Annotated in this window: 15 protein-coding genes; 5 read left to right on the plus strand and 10 right to left on the minus strand. The window is 66.0% G+C overall.

Going from position 1 to position 15,357, the window contains the following annotated elements; translation table 11 throughout:
- Positions 1-41: 41 nt before the first annotated feature.
- The 8 genes from QYS36_RS09310 to QYS36_RS09345 form a co-directional block, all read right to left on the minus strand.
- On the minus strand, positions 42-560 hold the full coding sequence (locus QYS36_RS09310) for a toxin-activating lysine-acyltransferase (protein ID WP_308839201.1): 519 nt from the start codon (positions 558-560) through the stop codon (positions 42-44).
- 9 nt (positions 561-569) lie between these two features.
- Positions 570-2,318 (minus strand): ShlB/FhaC/HecB family hemolysin secretion/activation protein, encoded by a 1,749-nt coding sequence (locus QYS36_RS09315; protein WP_308839202.1) that lies wholly within the window; start codon positions 2,316-2,318, stop codon positions 570-572.
- Between the two features lie 214 nt (positions 2,319-2,532).
- The gene (gene cls, locus QYS36_RS09320; protein WP_308839203.1) at positions 2,533-3,972 is read right to left on the minus strand and encodes a cardiolipin synthase; all 1,440 of its coding nucleotides are present in this window, start codon (positions 3,970-3,972) and stop codon (positions 2,533-2,535) included.
- A gap of 192 nt (positions 3,973-4,164) precedes the next feature.
- Complete coding sequence (locus QYS36_RS09325; protein ID WP_308839204.1) at positions 4,165-5,097, minus strand: PfkB family carbohydrate kinase; 933 nt, start codon at positions 5,095-5,097, stop codon at positions 4,165-4,167.
- Positions 5,087-6,550 carry a cytosine permease gene (locus QYS36_RS09330; RefSeq protein WP_308839205.1) on the minus strand — a complete coding sequence of 488 codons (1,464 nt, stop codon included), beginning with the start codon at positions 6,548-6,550 and terminating at the stop codon, positions 5,087-5,089. The genes QYS36_RS09325 and QYS36_RS09330 overlap by 11 nt, the downstream gene beginning before the upstream one ends.
- 68 nt (positions 6,551-6,618) lie before the next feature.
- A complete protein-coding gene (locus tag QYS36_RS09335; RefSeq protein WP_308839206.1) occupies positions 6,619-7,635 on the minus strand; it encodes an ADP-ribosylglycohydrolase family protein in 1,017 nt (338 codons plus the stop codon).
- Positions 7,632-8,345, minus strand: a complete 714-nt coding sequence (locus QYS36_RS09340) for a GntR family transcriptional regulator (protein WP_308839207.1) — start codon at positions 8,343-8,345, stop codon at positions 7,632-7,634. Before QYS36_RS09340 ends, QYS36_RS09335 begins: the two co-directional genes overlap by 4 nt.
- A 103-nt stretch (positions 8,346-8,448) precedes the next feature.
- Positions 8,449-9,345 (minus strand): LysR family transcriptional regulator, encoded by an 897-nt coding sequence (locus QYS36_RS09345; protein ID WP_308839208.1) that lies wholly within the window; start codon positions 9,343-9,345, stop codon positions 8,449-8,451.
- 100 nt (positions 9,346-9,445) lie between these two features.
- On the opposite strand from QYS36_RS09345, the gene QYS36_RS09350 reads away from it, so the two are divergent.
- The 4 genes from QYS36_RS09350 (at position 9,446) to QYS36_RS09365 (ending at position 12,981) form a co-directional block, all read left to right on the plus strand.
- The gene (locus QYS36_RS09350; protein WP_308839209.1) at positions 9,446-10,417 is read left to right on the plus strand and encodes a DMT family transporter; all 972 of its coding nucleotides are present in this window, start codon (positions 9,446-9,448) and stop codon (positions 10,415-10,417) included.
- A gap of 286 nt (positions 10,418-10,703) precedes the next feature.
- Positions 10,704-11,108, plus strand: a complete 405-nt coding sequence (gene dksA / locus QYS36_RS09355; RefSeq protein ID WP_308839210.1) for an RNA polymerase-binding protein DksA — start codon at positions 10,704-10,706, stop codon at positions 11,106-11,108.
- A 26-nt stretch (positions 11,109-11,134) separates the two neighbouring features.
- Entirely contained in the window at positions 11,135-12,337 is a 1,203-nt protein-coding gene (gene zigA, locus QYS36_RS09360; RefSeq protein WP_308839211.1) for a zinc metallochaperone GTPase ZigA, read from the plus strand.
- A complete protein-coding gene (locus QYS36_RS09365) occupies positions 12,337-12,981 on the plus strand; it encodes a DUF1826 domain-containing protein (protein ID WP_308839212.1) in 645 nt (214 codons plus the stop codon). Before zigA ends, QYS36_RS09365 begins: the two co-directional genes overlap by 1 nt.
- 450 nt (positions 12,982-13,431) lie before the next feature.
- Here QYS36_RS09365 and QYS36_RS09370 read toward each other — a convergent pair whose 3' ends face one another.
- Positions 13,432-13,785: an NADH:ubiquinone oxidoreductase gene (locus QYS36_RS09370; protein ID WP_308839213.1), complete on the minus strand. Its 354-nt coding sequence runs from the start codon at positions 13,783-13,785 to the stop codon at positions 13,432-13,434.
- Positions 13,786-13,939: 154 nt separating this feature from the next.
- Here QYS36_RS09370 and QYS36_RS09375 point away from each other — a divergent pair, with 154 nt between their 5' ends.
- The gene (locus tag QYS36_RS09375) at positions 13,940-14,899 is read left to right on the plus strand and encodes a CobW-like GTP-binding protein (RefSeq protein WP_308839214.1); all 960 of its coding nucleotides are present in this window, start codon (positions 13,940-13,942) and stop codon (positions 14,897-14,899) included.
- 14 nt (positions 14,900-14,913) lie between these two features.
- On the opposite strand, the gene QYS36_RS09380 is transcribed toward QYS36_RS09375, so the two are convergent.
- Positions 14,914-15,348 (minus strand): DUF3301 domain-containing protein, encoded by a 435-nt coding sequence (locus tag QYS36_RS09380; RefSeq protein ID WP_308839215.1) that lies wholly within the window; start codon positions 15,346-15,348, stop codon positions 14,914-14,916.
- Between the last annotated feature and the right edge of the window lie 9 nt (positions 15,349-15,357).

Below are 15,357 nucleotides of genomic sequence, written 5' to 3' on the forward strand. Positions count from 1 at the left end.
ATTCCCTTTGCGGTACCGGACCGCAGATAACGTTTGGAGAATCAGCCCTCAGTGGCGATTGGATGAGCGGCAAACCAGGCCTTGGCCTGCTCCGGGATCACGCCAATGCCATGAAAGGTCTTGATCTTCAGGCCGCGTGCTTCACCGCGGTGGTAAAGCGCACGCGCGCAGCTATTGGGGAACACGTGGCTGAGCAGCAAGCGGCTGAGCGCGGCGGTGTGGCCGAAGGGGGCTACCCAGTCGTTGACCCACAGGCGCTCGCCGCTGCGCCAGTCGGCCTCGTCCATTTCCAGAGGTGAATGGCTCAGGTAGCGCCGCTCGGTGGCTTCGTCCAGGCTCAGCCAGGCCAGGTAGAACACCGGCTTGCCGTTTTCGCTGCCGAGCACGAACTGGCGATGTTTGAGGGCCGGCAGCAACAGCCTCGACAGGCTATGAAGGGGGGCGTCGCGGTGGGCCTCGGAGTGCATCCACAGCCAGGTGGCGGCGCCCAGAACATTGGCCTCGTTCCATGGCTCGTCGAAGACGGCCGGGGCGGTGATCTCGAAAGTATCGAAGCGCATGGGCGATCCTCAGAACGACAGGACGACGGTAAAGGCACTGGTGAAATTGGCGGTTTCGAAACCATCCGGTTTCTTCAGCGGAGTGCCCCATGACCAGTCATAGGACAGGTTCCGATAGCCGCCGCGCAGGCCGACCACGGCGCCGGCCAGGCGGCGGCCGATCAGGTAGTCGGCGGAGTTGCCGCCAACCTCGCCATAGTCCACGCCGGCATACAGTTCTTGCCCGCTGGTGCCCAGACCCAGGCCCAGCTCATTGCTCAAGGTCCAGCCACGGTCGGCCGAGAGGATGTTCTCACCGTCGAAGCCACGTACCGTGTAGCGCCCGCCAATGCTGAAGCGGTCCTGCGGTACCAGGTTGGTGCGGTTCCACTGCGCGCGCCAGGCGCCGATATAACGCAGGCGCTGGTCGTAGGCATTGAAAGGGATTTGCCATTGCGCGTCGGCCTGGATGATTTTCGAGCGCGAGGTGCCATCGTCGAAGTTCTCCTCGATCGCTTTCAGGGCATCGTGCGCACCGGTGCCCCGGCGGTAGCTCAAACCCAGGTCGAGCGTGGCCGGGCCGATGAACTCGCGATGGCCGATACCCGCCTGCCAGCCGGCCATGCGCCGACGTTGTTGCTCGATTTCGGCATCGTCGATGAAGTTGTCCGAACTGCGCGTCCACAGGCTGCCCCAGAGCGTGGTCTTGCGCACCGCGTCGCGGTACACCAGGCGCGAGAGGCGCATTTCGTTGTTGCGGCTCTCGCCTCGATACCGGAAATCTGCAATCGCACCGGCAACGGTCTGGTGGTAGTCGTATTCGCTGCTGGTAAGCGCCAGTTGCCAGTAGCCATAAGGCACCGAGTAATGCAGCGTATGGCCCTTGGAACCACGGTCGCCGTCCTCGCCACCACCCAGGTCATGGTTGAAGCTGGCGTAGAACAAGTCGTTGAGTGTCAGCGGGTTGTCCAGCGACAGCGCTACGCTGCCCTGATACTTGCCAGTGCTTTTACTGCCGCCGTTGTCCACCGACAGGCTCAGGCGCGCAGGGAAGCGCTGGCGCCAGGCGATCACTACGTCGCTTTCGCCCGGGCCGGCGTTGCTGGCGGCGGCTGGTACGATACGGATATCGGCTTCCACGGTCGGAACGCGCTTGAAGTTCTCCAGCGCCTGTTCGATGTCACGCAGGTTGAGCAGGTCGCCGGGGCTCGCTGGCAGTGCATTGAAGGCATTGGCGCGGCTGCTGGTTTGCTCGTCGAAGCGGATGCCGCTGATGCGCCCGGGCAGCAGGGTCAATGTCAGCACGCCGCTGTTCAGGTCCTGTGCGCCAGCCAGCACGCGGGTGGTGACATAGCCTTTGGCAATGACGGCGTTCTGGATTCGCTTCATCGTCAGGTTGATGCCGCGCGACCCCAGGCAGCGACCGACGGCGGGATCCTCCGCGGGATTGGCCGCCTGTAGAGCCCATTGAAATCGCTCGGCCGACTCGCCCACCAGTTCGATTCTATCGATGCGGAAGCAGGGCGTTTCCTCGCGTGGCAGGGTTGCCGATCCTTCTTCCTGCGGTAGGGCCTCGAGGCGTACGTCTGGTCGTGCCTCCAGTTGATCGCGTAGCACACGATCACGCTCACGCTGGCGTAACAGCTCCTCTTCAGGGGTGGCGGCGTTCGCGATCTGCACCGTTGCAACGGCGGTCAGCAATAGACAGGAGAGCGTCAGGCGAACGCTGGCGAGGGGCGCCAGGCGAAACCGGGCTCGACAGGAAATGAGTGACTGCATGGCACATCCTTGTGGGCCGACAACGGGACGATGAGGCGAGCGAGCGGGCACAGTGGTTAACTAGCCGCTTCGCTTGGCTCGACGTTTGCTGAGATAGACCGAGAAAAGAAAAGTTGCGCATTTGGCATGCAGTTCGTCGGGTAAAGGGAACCATCCTGTGAACCAAATCGCTTTTCTGGGCAATTTCTCGGACTGGTGGACGCCTTCTTAACGCTCAGAGAATCGGCGAGATCAGCCGCGCCACGCGCATGCCCAGTTGCTGCAGGCGATGCACTTCGCGGCGGTCGGCGCCGATCAGTTCGCGGGACTGGCTGAAGTCGTTCTCCAGCATCGCTTCGACCTGGCGGGCGAATTCCGTATCGACCGTTACCAAGGTGATTTCGAAGTTCAGGCGGAACGAGCGGTTGTCCAGATTGGCGCTGCCGACCACGCCGATGTCTCCGTCGATCAGCGCGACCTTCTGGTGCAGGAAACCCGGCAGGTAGCGGAAGATCCGCACGCCGGCGCGCAGTGCTTCCAGGGCGAACAGGTTGGAGGCCGCATAGACGATGCGGTGATCCGGCCGTGAGGGCAGCAGGATGCGTACGTCGACGCCACGCAGCACCGCCAGGCGCAGGGCGGCGAACAGCGCCTCGTCGGGGATGAAGTAGGGGCTGGTCAGCCAGATGCGTTCGCGGGCGGCGTTGAGCATTTCCACGAACAGCAGCGAGCAGGTTTCCTGGGCGTCGGCCGGGCCGCTGGTGATTACCTGGCAGAGCATGCCTTCGTCCGGGTAGCGCTCGGGCAGCAGCAGCGGTGGCAACTTGCGGGTCGCCCAGAACCAGTCTTCGGCAAAGGACTCCTGCAGGCAGGCCACGGCCGGGCCATGTACCTCGACATGGGTATCGCGCCACGGCGACAGGCGCGGTTTTTCGCCCAGGTATTCGTCACCGACGTTATGGCCGCCGAGAAAGCCACGCTCGCCATCGACCACCACGATCTTGCGGTGGTTGCGGAAATTCAGCTGGAAGCGATTGAGTACGCCGCCGCCGGTGGGGAAGGCGTGCATGTGTACAGCGCCTTCGCGCAGGCGCTTGATGTAGCGGCGTGGCAAGGCGTGGCTGCCGACCGCGTCGTAGAGAAAGTACACCTGCACGCCAGCCGCCGCGCGCTCCAGCAAGGCTTCCTGCAGGCGGCGGCCAAGCTTGTCGTCATGCACGATGAAGAACTGGATGAGGATCACCTGCTGCGCTTCGCCAATCGCCTGGAAGATCGCCTCGAAGGTGGCCTTGCCGTCGACCAGCAGGCTGACCTGGTTGCCGGCCAGGCAGGGCATGCGCCCCAGCCGTGGCAGCGCGCGTAGCTGGCCGTAGGCTTCCGACTCGCCCGCAGCGATGGCCTCCTGCACCCAGGGCCGCCAGTCCAGCGAGGCCATGGCCTTGTGCATCTGCTTGTCGACCAGCCGACGCGCCTCTATATAGGCATAGAAGCGGCTGCGCCCGAAGACCACATAGGGCAGCAAGGTCAGGTAGGGCATGAAGAACAGCGACAGTGCCCAGGCGATGGCGCCCTGGGCGGTGCGTACGCTGAGAATCGCGTGCACGGCGGCGAGTGCACCGAGCGCATGGATCGCTGCTATCAGATAACCGAAGAAATGCTCGATGCCGAATTCCATTGCCGTTCGCTTGTTGGCTGCTGTGCCAACATAGACCACGCTATCGATGGGTCGTCACCGATAGACAGCGTTTCACGTGAAACACGGGGTTTCCAGCCGCCAGCGACGGTCGCCGGCCTGCCCGCAACCATGCGCTGGCCTCAGGGGACTACCAGCCGAGGTAGCGCGGCCGAAGGTGCAGCCTGTCAATCCTCAGGTCAGGCTCTGCCCGGCCACAAAGGCATCGAGCTCCCTGGCGGGCGGGCAGGTCGCCGGGCCATGGCGGGTGACCGCGATGGCCGCTGCGGCATTGGCGCGCGTGGCGGCCTCCTGCTCGGTTAGCCCGGCCGCCAGGCTGGCCAGGAACACGCCGATATGGGCATCGCCGGCGCCATTGGTATCCACGGCCTTCACGGCAAAACCTGGCACCTGCAGGCGCCAGTCATCACGGGCCAGCCAGCAGCCCTGGGGGCCGTCGCGCAGAATCACCAGCGCGCCTTCAGGCAAGCGCGCCGTCAGCCGTTGCAGCGCCTGTTCCAGGCTTGCAGCCGCCGTGAATTGCAGGGCTTCTTCACGGTTGCTGCTCCAGATCGCCAGCCGCTCCAGCAATTGCTCGGCGCCAGGAATCTGCGGGTTGCAGGCCAACGGGCCGGGGTCGAACACCAGGGCGCCGGCAGCGCCGCCCTGCTGCAGCCAGCCGAGCAGCGGGCCGGCCTTGTCGGCATGCAGCAGGCTGTAGCCGCTGGCCATCACCCAGTCTTGCGCCGTGGCGGTTTCGCCGTGTAGATCTTCGGCCTGCAACACGCCTTCGGCGCCGACCCGGGTGATGAACGAGCGCTCGGCGCTGGCATCGGTCAGCGCAACGCAGAGGCCGGTATCGCCGTCGGTGCTTGGCGCCAGGCGGCAGTCGATGCCTTCCGCCTGCATGGCCTGGCGCGCCATGTCGCCAAAGCGGCCAACCCCATGGCGGCCCAGATAGCAGGTGTGCAGGCCATGCCGTGCGGCGGCCGCCATCACGTTGAAGCCGCCGCCCACTTCGAACGCGGCACTGCTGGCCAGCACATCCTGGCCCGCAGCGGGCAGGGCGCTGACGCTCATCACCAGGTCGACGACCACCTGGCCGGTGTACAGCAACCTAGCGGCCATGGGCAGCCTCGTGATTCACGGCAGCGCGACGATCACGGCAGCCGCCCAGCAGCCCATACAGGCCACCGGCGACGATAAAGGTGACGATCCAGCCCAGGCCATTCTGGCCAAACCAGGAGTCGGCCAGCCAGCCCTGGAACAGCACGTTGTCGGCGCCGATCTTCACGGTGGTGAAGCTGAAGCCCAGCACGATCGCCAGCGCCCAGGCGCCCAGCGCGCGCCACTCCACGCCGGCGCTGTACCAGTAGGCGCTGCTCGGGCTGACGTTCATCAGGTCGGCCGGCTCATAGCGCTGGCGATGGCGCAGGTCGACCAGGAAGATGCCCACCCAGGCGGTGATCGGCACGGCCAGCATGGAGATGAAGGTGATGAACGGGCCGTAGAAGCTCTCGGCGATCAGCATGAAGTAGATCGAGCCGATGAAGATCACCACGATATCGACCACCACGGCGTAGACCCGCTTGACCTTGAGGCCGAGGGTCAGGGTAGTCAGGCCCGCGGAGTACACCGACAGGTTGTTGGACAGCAGCAGGCCGCCGAACGCGGTGATCAGGTAGGGCACGGCCATCCAGGTCGGCAGCAGTTCGCGAATCGCCACGATGGGGTCGGTCGCCGAGGCCAGGTGGTCATTGCCCACCGAGATCAGGCCGCCGAGGGTGATCAGCAGCACCAGCGGAATCCCTGCGCCAAAGGCGGCGGAAGCCACCAACCCGGCGGCCCGCACGCTCTTGTGCTGGTAGCGCGACATGTCGGCGCCGGCATTGGCCCAGCCGATACCCGTACCGGCGGCCATGGTGCCGACGCCGATCAGCACGGCGGACAGCGGCGCCGGGGTGGCCGCCCACACCAGGGCCCAGTCGATATGCAGGGCGAGAAAGCCACCGACCACCAGGTTCAGCGCGCCGAACACCCAGGTGGCCCACTTCTGGATCACCAGCAGGGTGGCATGGCCGAGGCCGGATACGCACAGGGTCAGCAGCACGAACAGGCCGATGAACAGCAGGGTGAGGAAGGGCGCGGACTTGGCTTCGACGGGCGTGCCCTGGATGATCGACACCAACGACAGCAGCACGAAGGCCGCCGTGGTGGTGTTGACCGTCTCCCAGCCCAGGCGCGAGCCGAGCGACACCAGGGTCGGGCCGATATTGCCGCGCATGCCGAAGATCGCCCGTGACAGCGTCAGGCTCGGCGCGCGACCGCGGCGGCCGGCAATCGACAGCAGGCCGACGATGGCGAAGGAGCCGCCGGCACCGAGGATGGCGACGATCAGCGCCTGCCAGATCGACAGGCCCTGGAAGGCGATCAGGGTGGCGCCCAGCGGCAAGCCGAGGATGCTGATATTGGCCGCGAACCAGACCCAGAACAGCTGCAACGGGTGCCCGTTGCATTCATGTTCGGGCACCGGCTCGATGCCGCGGGTTTCCAGCTGGCCCACCTGTTCGGATGCGCGCATGGCGTGACTCCTGCGTTAGTTGTTGTTGGCAGGGCTGAATGACCGCACGGGCGGCCATCCATGGGTTTTCAGGGCGTTCGCAAGGCCAGCAGCTGGTCGGTCAGGGGCGCCAGGTCGATCTGGCTGACCGCGCAGACCTGCGCCAGCGCCTCGTTCGGCCAGGCGTCCAGGCCAAAGGTGGCGCCGAGCATGGCGCCGAGCACGGCGGCAATGGTGTCGGTGTCGCCGCCCAGGCTGGCGGCCATGCACAGGGCCTGGTAGGGCGCCAGCTGGCCGTTGGCCACAGTGCGTGCCAGGGCGAAGGCAGCGACCACCGATTCCTGGGAGGCCACCGAGGTGCCGATCACCTCGTAGATCAAGTCGGGCAGCGCTTCGGGGGTGGCTTCGGCGCAGAGTCGCGCTGTCCACTCGATGCGGGCGGCGATAGTGCCGCCGGCCACCCAATGGCCGAGCTGCTGGCCTTGGCGCGCCGCCTCGACGCCGCTATCCAGGGCCTTGGCCAGGCTGTCGCCATTGATACCCGCCGATACGACCGCCGCCACGGCGGCCGCGCTGGCGATGCCCAGGCCGGTGTTGTGGGTCACCTGGCAGGCCTGCAGCACCTGCTGCATGAAACGCTCGGGGTCACGCACATCGGCGGCGATGCCCACCGGTGTGATGCGCATCGCCGCACCATTGGTGGTGCCGAAGCGCCCGGCCTGTTCCGGGCTGGCGCCGGCGAGAATCATCTCGATGGCGCGCTTGGTCGAGGGGCCGAGCAGGTCCTGGGAGCCTTTGGCGCGCATGGCCGCTTCCCAGTCGATCAGACGTTGCGCCAGGCTGGTGGGGTCGATGTGACCCTGGCCGGCAACCAGCAGCTCGCCCACCAGTATCGCCTGCTCGGTGTCGTCGGTGATGGCGCCGGCCGGCATGTTGGGGGCAATGGGTTGATCGGCGTCGGCAGCGATCAGGCCGTCGATACGGCCGTAGCGTGCGCGAATCTGCTGGCGTGACAGCGACTGGGTCGGCATGCCGAGCGCATCGCCCAGTGCCAGCCCGTGGAAGGCGCCGAGGGCGCGGTCGCGCGCGGTGGAAAACTGGTTCACTGGGCGTCCCCGAACTCGAGATGAAGTTGAAAGTGCAGCGGGTCCAGGTAGCTCTCGACGCGCTCCATGAAACGCCCGCGGCTATCGAAGGTTTCCCTGACCACCCTGAGGAATACGCTGCCCGGCGCGCGTTGCAGCTGGCTGGCCGCTTCGTCGTCGAGCGGCGCGGCGCCGATCCACTGCTTGCCCTGCCCGGCGCGATAGCCGTGGGCGGCCAGCGTGGCGGTCAGGGAGTCGTCGAGCAGGCCTTCCTCGACGAGGTTTTCCAGGCCGTCGCAGGCCGGAATCAGCGCGCGCTCCAGGGATACCAGGCTGCCATCGGCGGCCCGCCGGCGGCGCTCGATGAGCATGAAGCGGGCGCGACCAAAGCGTTCGGCGAACTCTTCGCGCTCCACACTGGCGATGCCCAGCAGCTCGGTCTGGATCTGCACGCCACCGGCGGCGAGGGCCTGCGCCCAGCCGCCACCCTGGTGCAGGGGCACGCCGTCATAGGTGACCACCGAGCCGACGCCCGGCTGGGTACCGATGTAGTTGCGCCGTTTGAGCTCGGAAAGTGCTTCGCGCAGGGTGCCGCGGCTGACATCGAATGCCGCCGCCAGCTCGTGTTCGCCGGGCAGTCGCTCGCCTGCGCCGAGCACGCCCTGCTCGATGCGTTCGGCCAGGGCACGCACCACGCGGGTTTTCTTGTCGAATCGAACCTGTCTAATCATGTACAAATTAGTACCCGCAGAATGCTCCGTTCGCAAGCGCTTTTCGGTAAAAGGCGCGTTTCGCAGTGCCTGGCAGGTGCCCGCGGGCCTCGCGTCAGGCCTTTCAGCCCGGGTGGGCGACGCCGGAAAGGTGGCTGACCAGTTGGCGGGCGTGGGAGGGCAGGCTTTGCCAGTCCCGGATGCACAGGCGCAGTTCACGGCTGGCCCAGCTGTCGGCGATGTCGACCAGGGTCAGCGGCAGCTCCTGGGCCAGCCGTGATGCAGCAGCCTCGGGCAGCATGGCGATGCCGGCGCCCTGGGCGACCAGTTGGGCGATGGCGTCGAAGCTCGGCGCGCGCACCCGCACGCGCAGGGCGATGCCGGCGGCGATCGCCTTGTCTTCGATGAAGCGCTGCATGGCCCGTTCGCCGGGCAGGCCGATATAGGGAAAGCCCAACGCTTCCACCAGCTTGGCCTGTCGGCGGTCGGCCAGGGCATGCCCGCGGGGCACCAGCAGCACCAGGCGATCATGGCGAAACGGCAGGGACAGCAGCCCGCCGGTTGGCTGGTTGCCGTCGAACACGCCCAGGTCGATCTCGCCCGCCTGTACGCTGCGCAGAATGGCGCGGCTGGTGCCTTCGGTCAGTTGCAGGTCCACCTCCGGGTAGTCGGCCAGGAAGGGGCCCAGTGCCGCCGGCAGAAAGGTGCTGTTGGCCACGGTGGAGGCGCACAGCTTGAGCACCACCCGCTGCTGGCCGGACAACTCCTGCAGGTTGTCCGTCAGCCGCTGGGTTTCGTTGAGGATCCGCTGGCAGGCTTCGAGCACCAGGCGCCCGGCCGGGGTCGCTGTCATGCCGCTGGCGTTGCGGGTGAACAGGGTGACTTGGCAGCGCTGCTCGAATTGCCGCAGCCGGGTGCTGGCCGCCGACACCGCCACCGGAAAGCTGGCCGCGGCCTTGCTGAGACTGCCAGTCGAGGCGATCGCGACGAAGAGGCGCACGTCCACAAGATCGAAATGCACAGGGTTCTCCAAAACAGAAGGCAGCCTTAGGGAAATACCGATTCTTGACTGGCGCCATGCGGATCAGAATAACCGTTCCCTGCCCCTGATCCAGACTGTCATGAATCCAACTGCGTTTTTTCAGCGCTGCGCCGGGAACGGCAGCCTGTTCGCCATCCTTGCTGCTGCCGGTTTCAGCATGAAGGCGATCTTCGTCAAACTGGCCTACGACGCCGCCCCGGTGGAGGCGATCACTCTGTTGGCGATGCGTATGACCCTCGCCCTGCCGCTGTTCCTGTGGCTGGTCTGGTTGAGCCGCAGCGGCGTCGGTGGGCGCTTCACGCTGGCCGATGGCGCCCGCGTGGTGGTGCTGGCGCTGTTCGGCTATTACCTGTCGAGCCTGTTCGATTTCTACGGCTTGCAGTACATCAGTGCCGGCCTGGAGCGGCTGATCCTGTTCACCTACCCGACCCTGGTGCTGGTGTTCCAGATGATCGCCTTTCGCGAACGCCCCAGCCGCCGCACGCTGCTGGCAATGGCGGTCTGTTACCTGGGCCTGGGCGTGGCGCTGATACACGACATCGGTGCCACTGACATGGGCAGCCAGGTGATCATCGGCTCGCTCTGGGTGTTCGCCAGCGCGGTGACCTACGCGCTGTACTACCTGGGCACCGGAGTGATGGTGAAGCGCCTCGGTTCGATGCGCCTGGCCGGGCTGGCCGGCAGCGCATCGTCGCTGATGGTGCTGGCGCACTTCGCCGTTACCGAGCCGCTCGACAGCCTGCTCGCGCAACCGGCCCAGGTATGGCTGTGCGCTGCGCTGATGGCGCTGATTTCCACCGTGCTGCCGGTGTACTGGATGGCCCTGGCGATCCAGCGCATCGGCACCACCCATACCGCCGCCGTCGGCAATCTCGGCCCGGTGCTGACCATCTTCGCTGCCTGGGCGCTGCTCGGCGAAGCCATCTCGCCGTACCAGATGGCCGGGCTGGCGCTGGTGATGTTCGGCATCTGGCAGCTCAAGCCCCGGGTTGCCGGGAAAGCCGCGGCCGCGGCGATGGTGCAGCAGGGCAAGCCGAGCTCGCCCGGCTGATCGGGGTTTTTTTGCGCCAAGACGGCAGTGGGGGTGGGCCAGTGCCGGGCCTGCTCGACACCCGTGATCGGCGCGCCTGACCAGGCCTCGCCGGCCGCGCCCAGAGTAGATCGCGGAACCTCCGTTTCCGCGGACAGCAGGGGTTTACCTGCATCCTGATCGGCTCCTCGCCTTGCAGCACCTGCAGCGATATCGGGCAGCCTGGTCCGCCGGTTGATCCTGCGGAGATCGTCGCATTGACAATTAAATGTTATGTTATAACAATTGAATTGTCCGTGAGCCCACCATGACGTCCGATGAATTGCTGGCCCAGCCCGTCGAGGCCTACATGAACGATGCCCAGCAGGCGTTCTTTCGCGACCTGCTGGTTGGTCAGCGCGAGGAACTGCAGCAGCGCATCGATGCCGAGTTCGGCGAGTTGCGCGAGCAGGAACGGCCCGCCGACGAAGCCGACATCGCCAGCCGCGAAGAGCAGCGCCAGTGGCAACTGCGCCTGCTGGAGCGGGAAAAGAAGCTGCTCGACAAGATCGATCAGGCCCTCGAGCGCCTGGCCCGTGGCGAGTACGGCTGGTGTCGGGAAACCGGCGAGCCGATCGGTTTGCAGCGCCTGCTGCTGAGGCCCACCGCCACCCTGTGTATCGAAGCGAAAGAGCGCGAAGAACAGCGCGAACGCCACCAACGTGACCTGTAGACCCTGATGCCGATGAGGATCCCGCCATGCCCGACCGCCTTCCCGTAACCGTGCTTTCCGGCTTTCTCGGTGCCGGCAAGAGCACCTTGCTCAATCATGTGCTGAAGAACCGCGACGGCCTGCGTGTCGCGGTGATCGTCAATGACATGAGTGAAATCAACATCGACGGCAGCGAGGTGCAGAAGGGCGTCAGCCTCAACCGCGCCGAAGAGAAGCTGGTGGAGATGAGCAACGGCTGCATCTGCTGCACCCTGCGCGAGGACCTGCTCGAAGAGGTCGGCAAGCTGGCCCGCGATGGGCGCTTCGACTACCTGCTGATCGAGTCCACCGGCATTTCCGAGCCGTTGCCGGTGGCCGAGACCTTTACCTTTCGCGACGAGCAAGGCCAGAGCCTGGCCGACCTGGCGCGGCTGGACACCCTGGTCACGGTGGTCGACGGAGTGAATTTCCTGCCCGACTTCCAGGCCGCGCAGAGCCTCGCCAGCCGTGGCGAAACCCTCGGTGAGGAGGACGAGCGCTCGATCACCGATCTGTTGATCGAGCAGATCGAGTTCGCCGATGTGCTGCTGATCAGCAAGATCGACCTGATCAGCAGGGCCGAGCGCGAAGAGCTGAGTGCCATCCTGCGGCGCCTCAATAGCCGCGCCAGGATCCTGCCGATGAGCATGGGCGCGGCGCCGCTGGACGCCATTCTCAACACTGGCCTGTTCGACTTCGAACGCGCCGCCGCGTCGCCCGGCTGGCTCAAGGAGCTGCGTGGCGAGCACGTGCCGGAAACCGAGGAGTACGGTATCGCCTCCAGCGCCTACCGGGCGCGGCGGCCGTTTCACCCGCAGCGCTTCTTCGACTTTCTCAGCCGCGAGTGGAGCAACGGCCGGCTGCTGCGCTCCAAGGGCTTCTTCTGGCTGGCCAGCAAGTACCAGGAAGCCGGCAGCTGGTCCCAGGCTGGTGGCCTGATGCGCCATGGGCTGGCCGGGCGCTGGTGGCGTTTCGTGCCGAAAAGCCAGTGGCCCCAGGATGACGATGAACTCAAGGGCATCATCCGCCAGTGGGACAAGGCCAGTGGTGATTGCCGCCAGGAGCTGGTGTTCATCGGCCAGCACATCGACTTCGCCCGGCTGCACGCCGAGCTGGACGCCTGCCTGCTCAGCGATGCGGAAATGGCCGCCGGCACCGAGGCCTGGCTGCGTCTGCCCGACCCGTTCGGCCCCTGGCAGGAGGCCGCCTGATGCTGGCATTGAAGACACCGGCGCAGCCGCTACAGATCAGCAGCGAACGGATTGACGTGCTCGGCGATGCGCTGCGTGATGACGTCAACCTGGCGGTCTGGCAGCGCAGCCTGCCCGAGCACCTGGCGGCGTTCGCCAGCAGCCTGCTGGCCCAGGGCGAGCCGCTGGCCGAATCGCTGAGCATCGAGCTGGCCGATAGCGACGCCGAGCCTGAGCTGCACGGGCTGTTGAGTGGCTACAGCGACCTGCCTGGCCAGGCAGCGTTTCTTGCCGATGTGGCCTGGCTGGTGCGCGCCTATGCCTGCCTGCTCGATGCCCGGCGCATCGGCTTGCGCCTGCGGGCACTGGATGGCGCCATGTGCCCGCGCTTTCACGTCGACCATGTGCCGCTGCGGCTGATCACCAGCTACGCCGGCCCCGGCAGCCAGTGGCTGGCCGAAGGCGAGTTGCCGCGCCAGCTGTTGGGCAGCGCGCAGGCGCAGCCCGGGGAGGGCGCGCGGGTCGAACAGATCGGCTATGGTCATGTGGCGCTGGTCAAGGGCGAGCGCTGGGAGGGTAATGAAGGGCGTGGCCTGATCCACCGCTCGCCCGCCTTGCCTGCCGGTGAGCGCCGCCTGCTACTGACCCTGGACTGGCTGGCCTGAACGGCAGGCAAAAAAATGCTGCGCCTGAGCGCAGCAACATCGCCACCGGGCCTGTCCGGCAGCCAAGAGAGACTGTATTTACGCCGATAGAGATGACGATTGAATGACGGCTTAACCTGTTCACGACCTGCATGTGCACGAAGGAGCAGCTACAAGGCAAAAACGCACGCTCCCACCGTAGGGTGGACAACGCTCTTTTTGTCCACCATTGCGATCGCAGCGCGGTGGACGGTTCGGGCCGCGTAGGTGAAGCGTCGTCCACCCTACGAACTACAAGGCAAAAACGGACGGGGGCGGAGCTTCTGTGGGAGAGGCTTTAGCCTCGATTGTGCCAGCCTAGGCGCAAAGAGCTCGGGGCTAAAGCTCCTCCCACGAGATCGCGAACAGCGGGTATCGCCCACTTAGCCGCCAAAATCGACGAACCTGGGCGGAAAGATCATGAACAGGCTTTCAGTAGGCCATCCACACGCCCTTGCTCTGGCTTTCGCAGAAGGGCTTGAGGTAGGCGGCGTCATCGGCCACGCCGTAGTAGTGGATGTCCTGCTGGTACGGGGTGCCGCCGACCCTGGCGTTGCGGCACACGCCAAAGGCGCCGACCGGGCACTGCTCGACGAAGCTGACATCGACCTTCTGGCCCTTGAGCTGGGGCTGGCAGAAGCCGCTGCGGAACAGGTTCGGCGGAATGCTGCGGTTCTGCTGGCAGACCTTCACGTCCAGCCGCTCGGCCTGGCTATGCACCACGCAGGCTTCGCCCCAGGCCAAGCCGGACAATCCACACAACAGCAGGGGCAGCAGACGGCGCATCGATCCAACTCCAGAAAAGGTGCAGCGATTTTAGGGGCTGTTGAGGTTTCGCGGCAACGCGGCTCGCCTTGAAACGCCAACAGGTCCTTCGTCTGCCGCTCGATCGGCGCAAGCCGGGCTTTTCCCCGCGTCGCCAAGCCTTCACCATAGCGCCATGCTCAAACAGATACCCACCCACCTGATCGCCGGGCCCCTGGGCGCCGGCAAGACCAGCCTGATCCGCCACTTGCTGGCGCAGCGGCCCGCGGACGAGCGCTGGGCGGTGCTGATCAACGAGTTCGGCCAGATCGGCCTGGACGCCGCCCTGCTGGCCCGCGACGAAGAGGGCCTGAGTTTCAGCGAGGTGGCCGGTGGCTGCCTGTGCTGCGTCAATGGCGTGCCGTTCCAGGTCGGCCTGGGCCGGCTGCTGCGCAAGGCCAAGGCGGATCGGCTGTTTATCGAACCGTCCGGCTTGGGCCACCCCCTGGCGCTGCTGGAGCAACTGCGCCAGCCGCCCTGGGAGGGTGTGCTCGCCGTGCAGCCGCTGCTGATGGTGCTCGATGCCGCGGCGCTGGCTGCCGATCAACCGCTCGCCGACACCCAGCGTGACGCTTTGGCCCACGCCGGGCTGCTGGTGCTGAACAAGAGCGAAGGGCTCGATGAGATGACACGCGCGCGGCTCGAATCCGAGATTCAGCAGGCCTGTTACTGGACGAGCCAGGGCACGTTGCCGTTCAGCCAGTTGCCGAGGGTTTCCGCGCCAGCTGTGGTGACGGCCGGTAGCGCTCTGCCGGACGGCCCGGCACCGCCGGCCATGGTGTGGCGCAATGCCGATCAGCCGATCTGCCTGATCCAGGATCAGCCCGAAGGCTGGAGCATCGGTTGGCGCTGGCACCCCAGCCAGCATTTCGACCTGTTGGCCATTCAGCAATGGTTGGCGACACTGCCCTGGCGGCGCGCCAAGCTGGTCTTGCACAGCAACGCCGGCTGGCTGTCGGCCAATGCCCTGGAAGGCCAGGTGCTGCACTGGCAGAACAGCGAGTGGCGTAAGGATTCGCGGCTGGAATTGATCTTTACCCATGCTCAGGATCAGGCAGCGTTGCAGGCCGGCATGGCAGCCTGCCGGGCTCGCTGAGCCTCAGGCTTGTTTCAGTCCCGTGAGGCGGGGTGGTCGCGGCGCCATTGCTGCAGTTCGATCACCTGGGCGGCCTTGCGTGGTGCCGGTGCCGGGGCCGCTTCGACAATCGGCGGCAGGGCCGCTGGTGGTTCGCGGAACGGGTAGGGGTCGAGCTCGATAGTGCCCAGATGCCCGCCGAACATGACGATGCGGCCGCTGTGGCGCTGCTCACCGGTAACGGTGAATTCGAACCCATAGACCCTCGCGAAGCGGCGGTTGCCGCGGCCGTCGCGGACCAGGCCGAAGCGCTGAAAGGCCACGTTGCCATCGAGCAGTTCGATATCCAGCTTGGCACAGTGCTGCTTGACCCGCGTCAGCGCGCGCTCACGAATGCCGTGGCCGTGCCAAAGCCAGGCAGCGCCAGCGCCGAGCAGCATCAGGATGAACAGGTTGCCGAGGGTCAACATGGCAGACGA

The organism is Pseudomonas sp. G34 (assembly GCF_031119625.1).
Classification (GTDB): Bacteria; Pseudomonadota; Gammaproteobacteria; order Pseudomonadales; family Pseudomonadaceae; genus Aquipseudomonas.

What these genes read in the sequence shown, in the direction of transcription:
- QYS36_RS09365 (WP_308839212.1), top strand. Translation starts at nt 12,337, where the DNA reads ATGCTGGCATTGAAGACACCGGCGCAGCCGCTACAGATCAGCAGCGAA.
- QYS36_RS09350 (WP_308839209.1), top strand. Translation starts at nt 9,446, where the DNA reads ATGAATCCAACTGCGTTTTTTCAGCGCTGCGCCGGGAACGGCAGCCTG.
- zigA (WP_308839211.1), top strand. Translation starts at nt 11,135, where the DNA reads ATGCCCGACCGCCTTCCCGTAACCGTGCTTTCCGGCTTTCTCGGTGCC.
- QYS36_RS09310 (WP_308839201.1), bottom strand. Translation starts at nt 560, where the DNA reads ATGCGCTTCGATACTTTCGAGATCACCGCCCCGGCCGTCTTCGACGAG.
- QYS36_RS09375 (WP_308839214.1), top strand. Translation starts at nt 13,940, where the DNA reads ATGCTCAAACAGATACCCACCCACCTGATCGCCGGGCCCCTGGGCGCC.
- QYS36_RS09315 (WP_308839202.1), bottom strand. Translation starts at nt 2,318, where the DNA reads ATGCAGTCACTCATTTCCTGTCGAGCCCGGTTTCGCCTGGCGCCCCTC.
- QYS36_RS09370 (WP_308839213.1), bottom strand. Translation starts at nt 13,785, where the DNA reads ATGCGCCGTCTGCTGCCCCTGCTGTTGTGTGGATTGTCCGGCTTGGCC.
- QYS36_RS09325 (WP_308839204.1), bottom strand. Translation starts at nt 5,097, where the DNA reads ATGGCCGCTAGGTTGCTGTACACCGGCCAGGTGGTCGTCGACCTGGTG.
- QYS36_RS09340 (WP_308839207.1), bottom strand. Translation starts at nt 8,345, where the DNA reads ATGATTAGACAGGTTCGATTCGACAAGAAAACCCGCGTGGTGCGTGCC.
- cls (WP_308839203.1), bottom strand. Translation starts at nt 3,972, where the DNA reads ATGGAATTCGGCATCGAGCATTTCTTCGGTTATCTGATAGCAGCGATC.
- QYS36_RS09380 (WP_308839215.1), bottom strand. Translation starts at nt 15,348, where the DNA reads ATGTTGACCCTCGGCAACCTGTTCATCCTGATGCTGCTCGGCGCTGGC.
- QYS36_RS09330 (WP_308839205.1), bottom strand. Translation starts at nt 6,550, where the DNA reads ATGCGCGCATCCGAACAGGTGGGCCAGCTGGAAACCCGCGGCATCGAG.
- dksA (WP_308839210.1), top strand. Translation starts at nt 10,704, where the DNA reads ATGACGTCCGATGAATTGCTGGCCCAGCCCGTCGAGGCCTACATGAAC.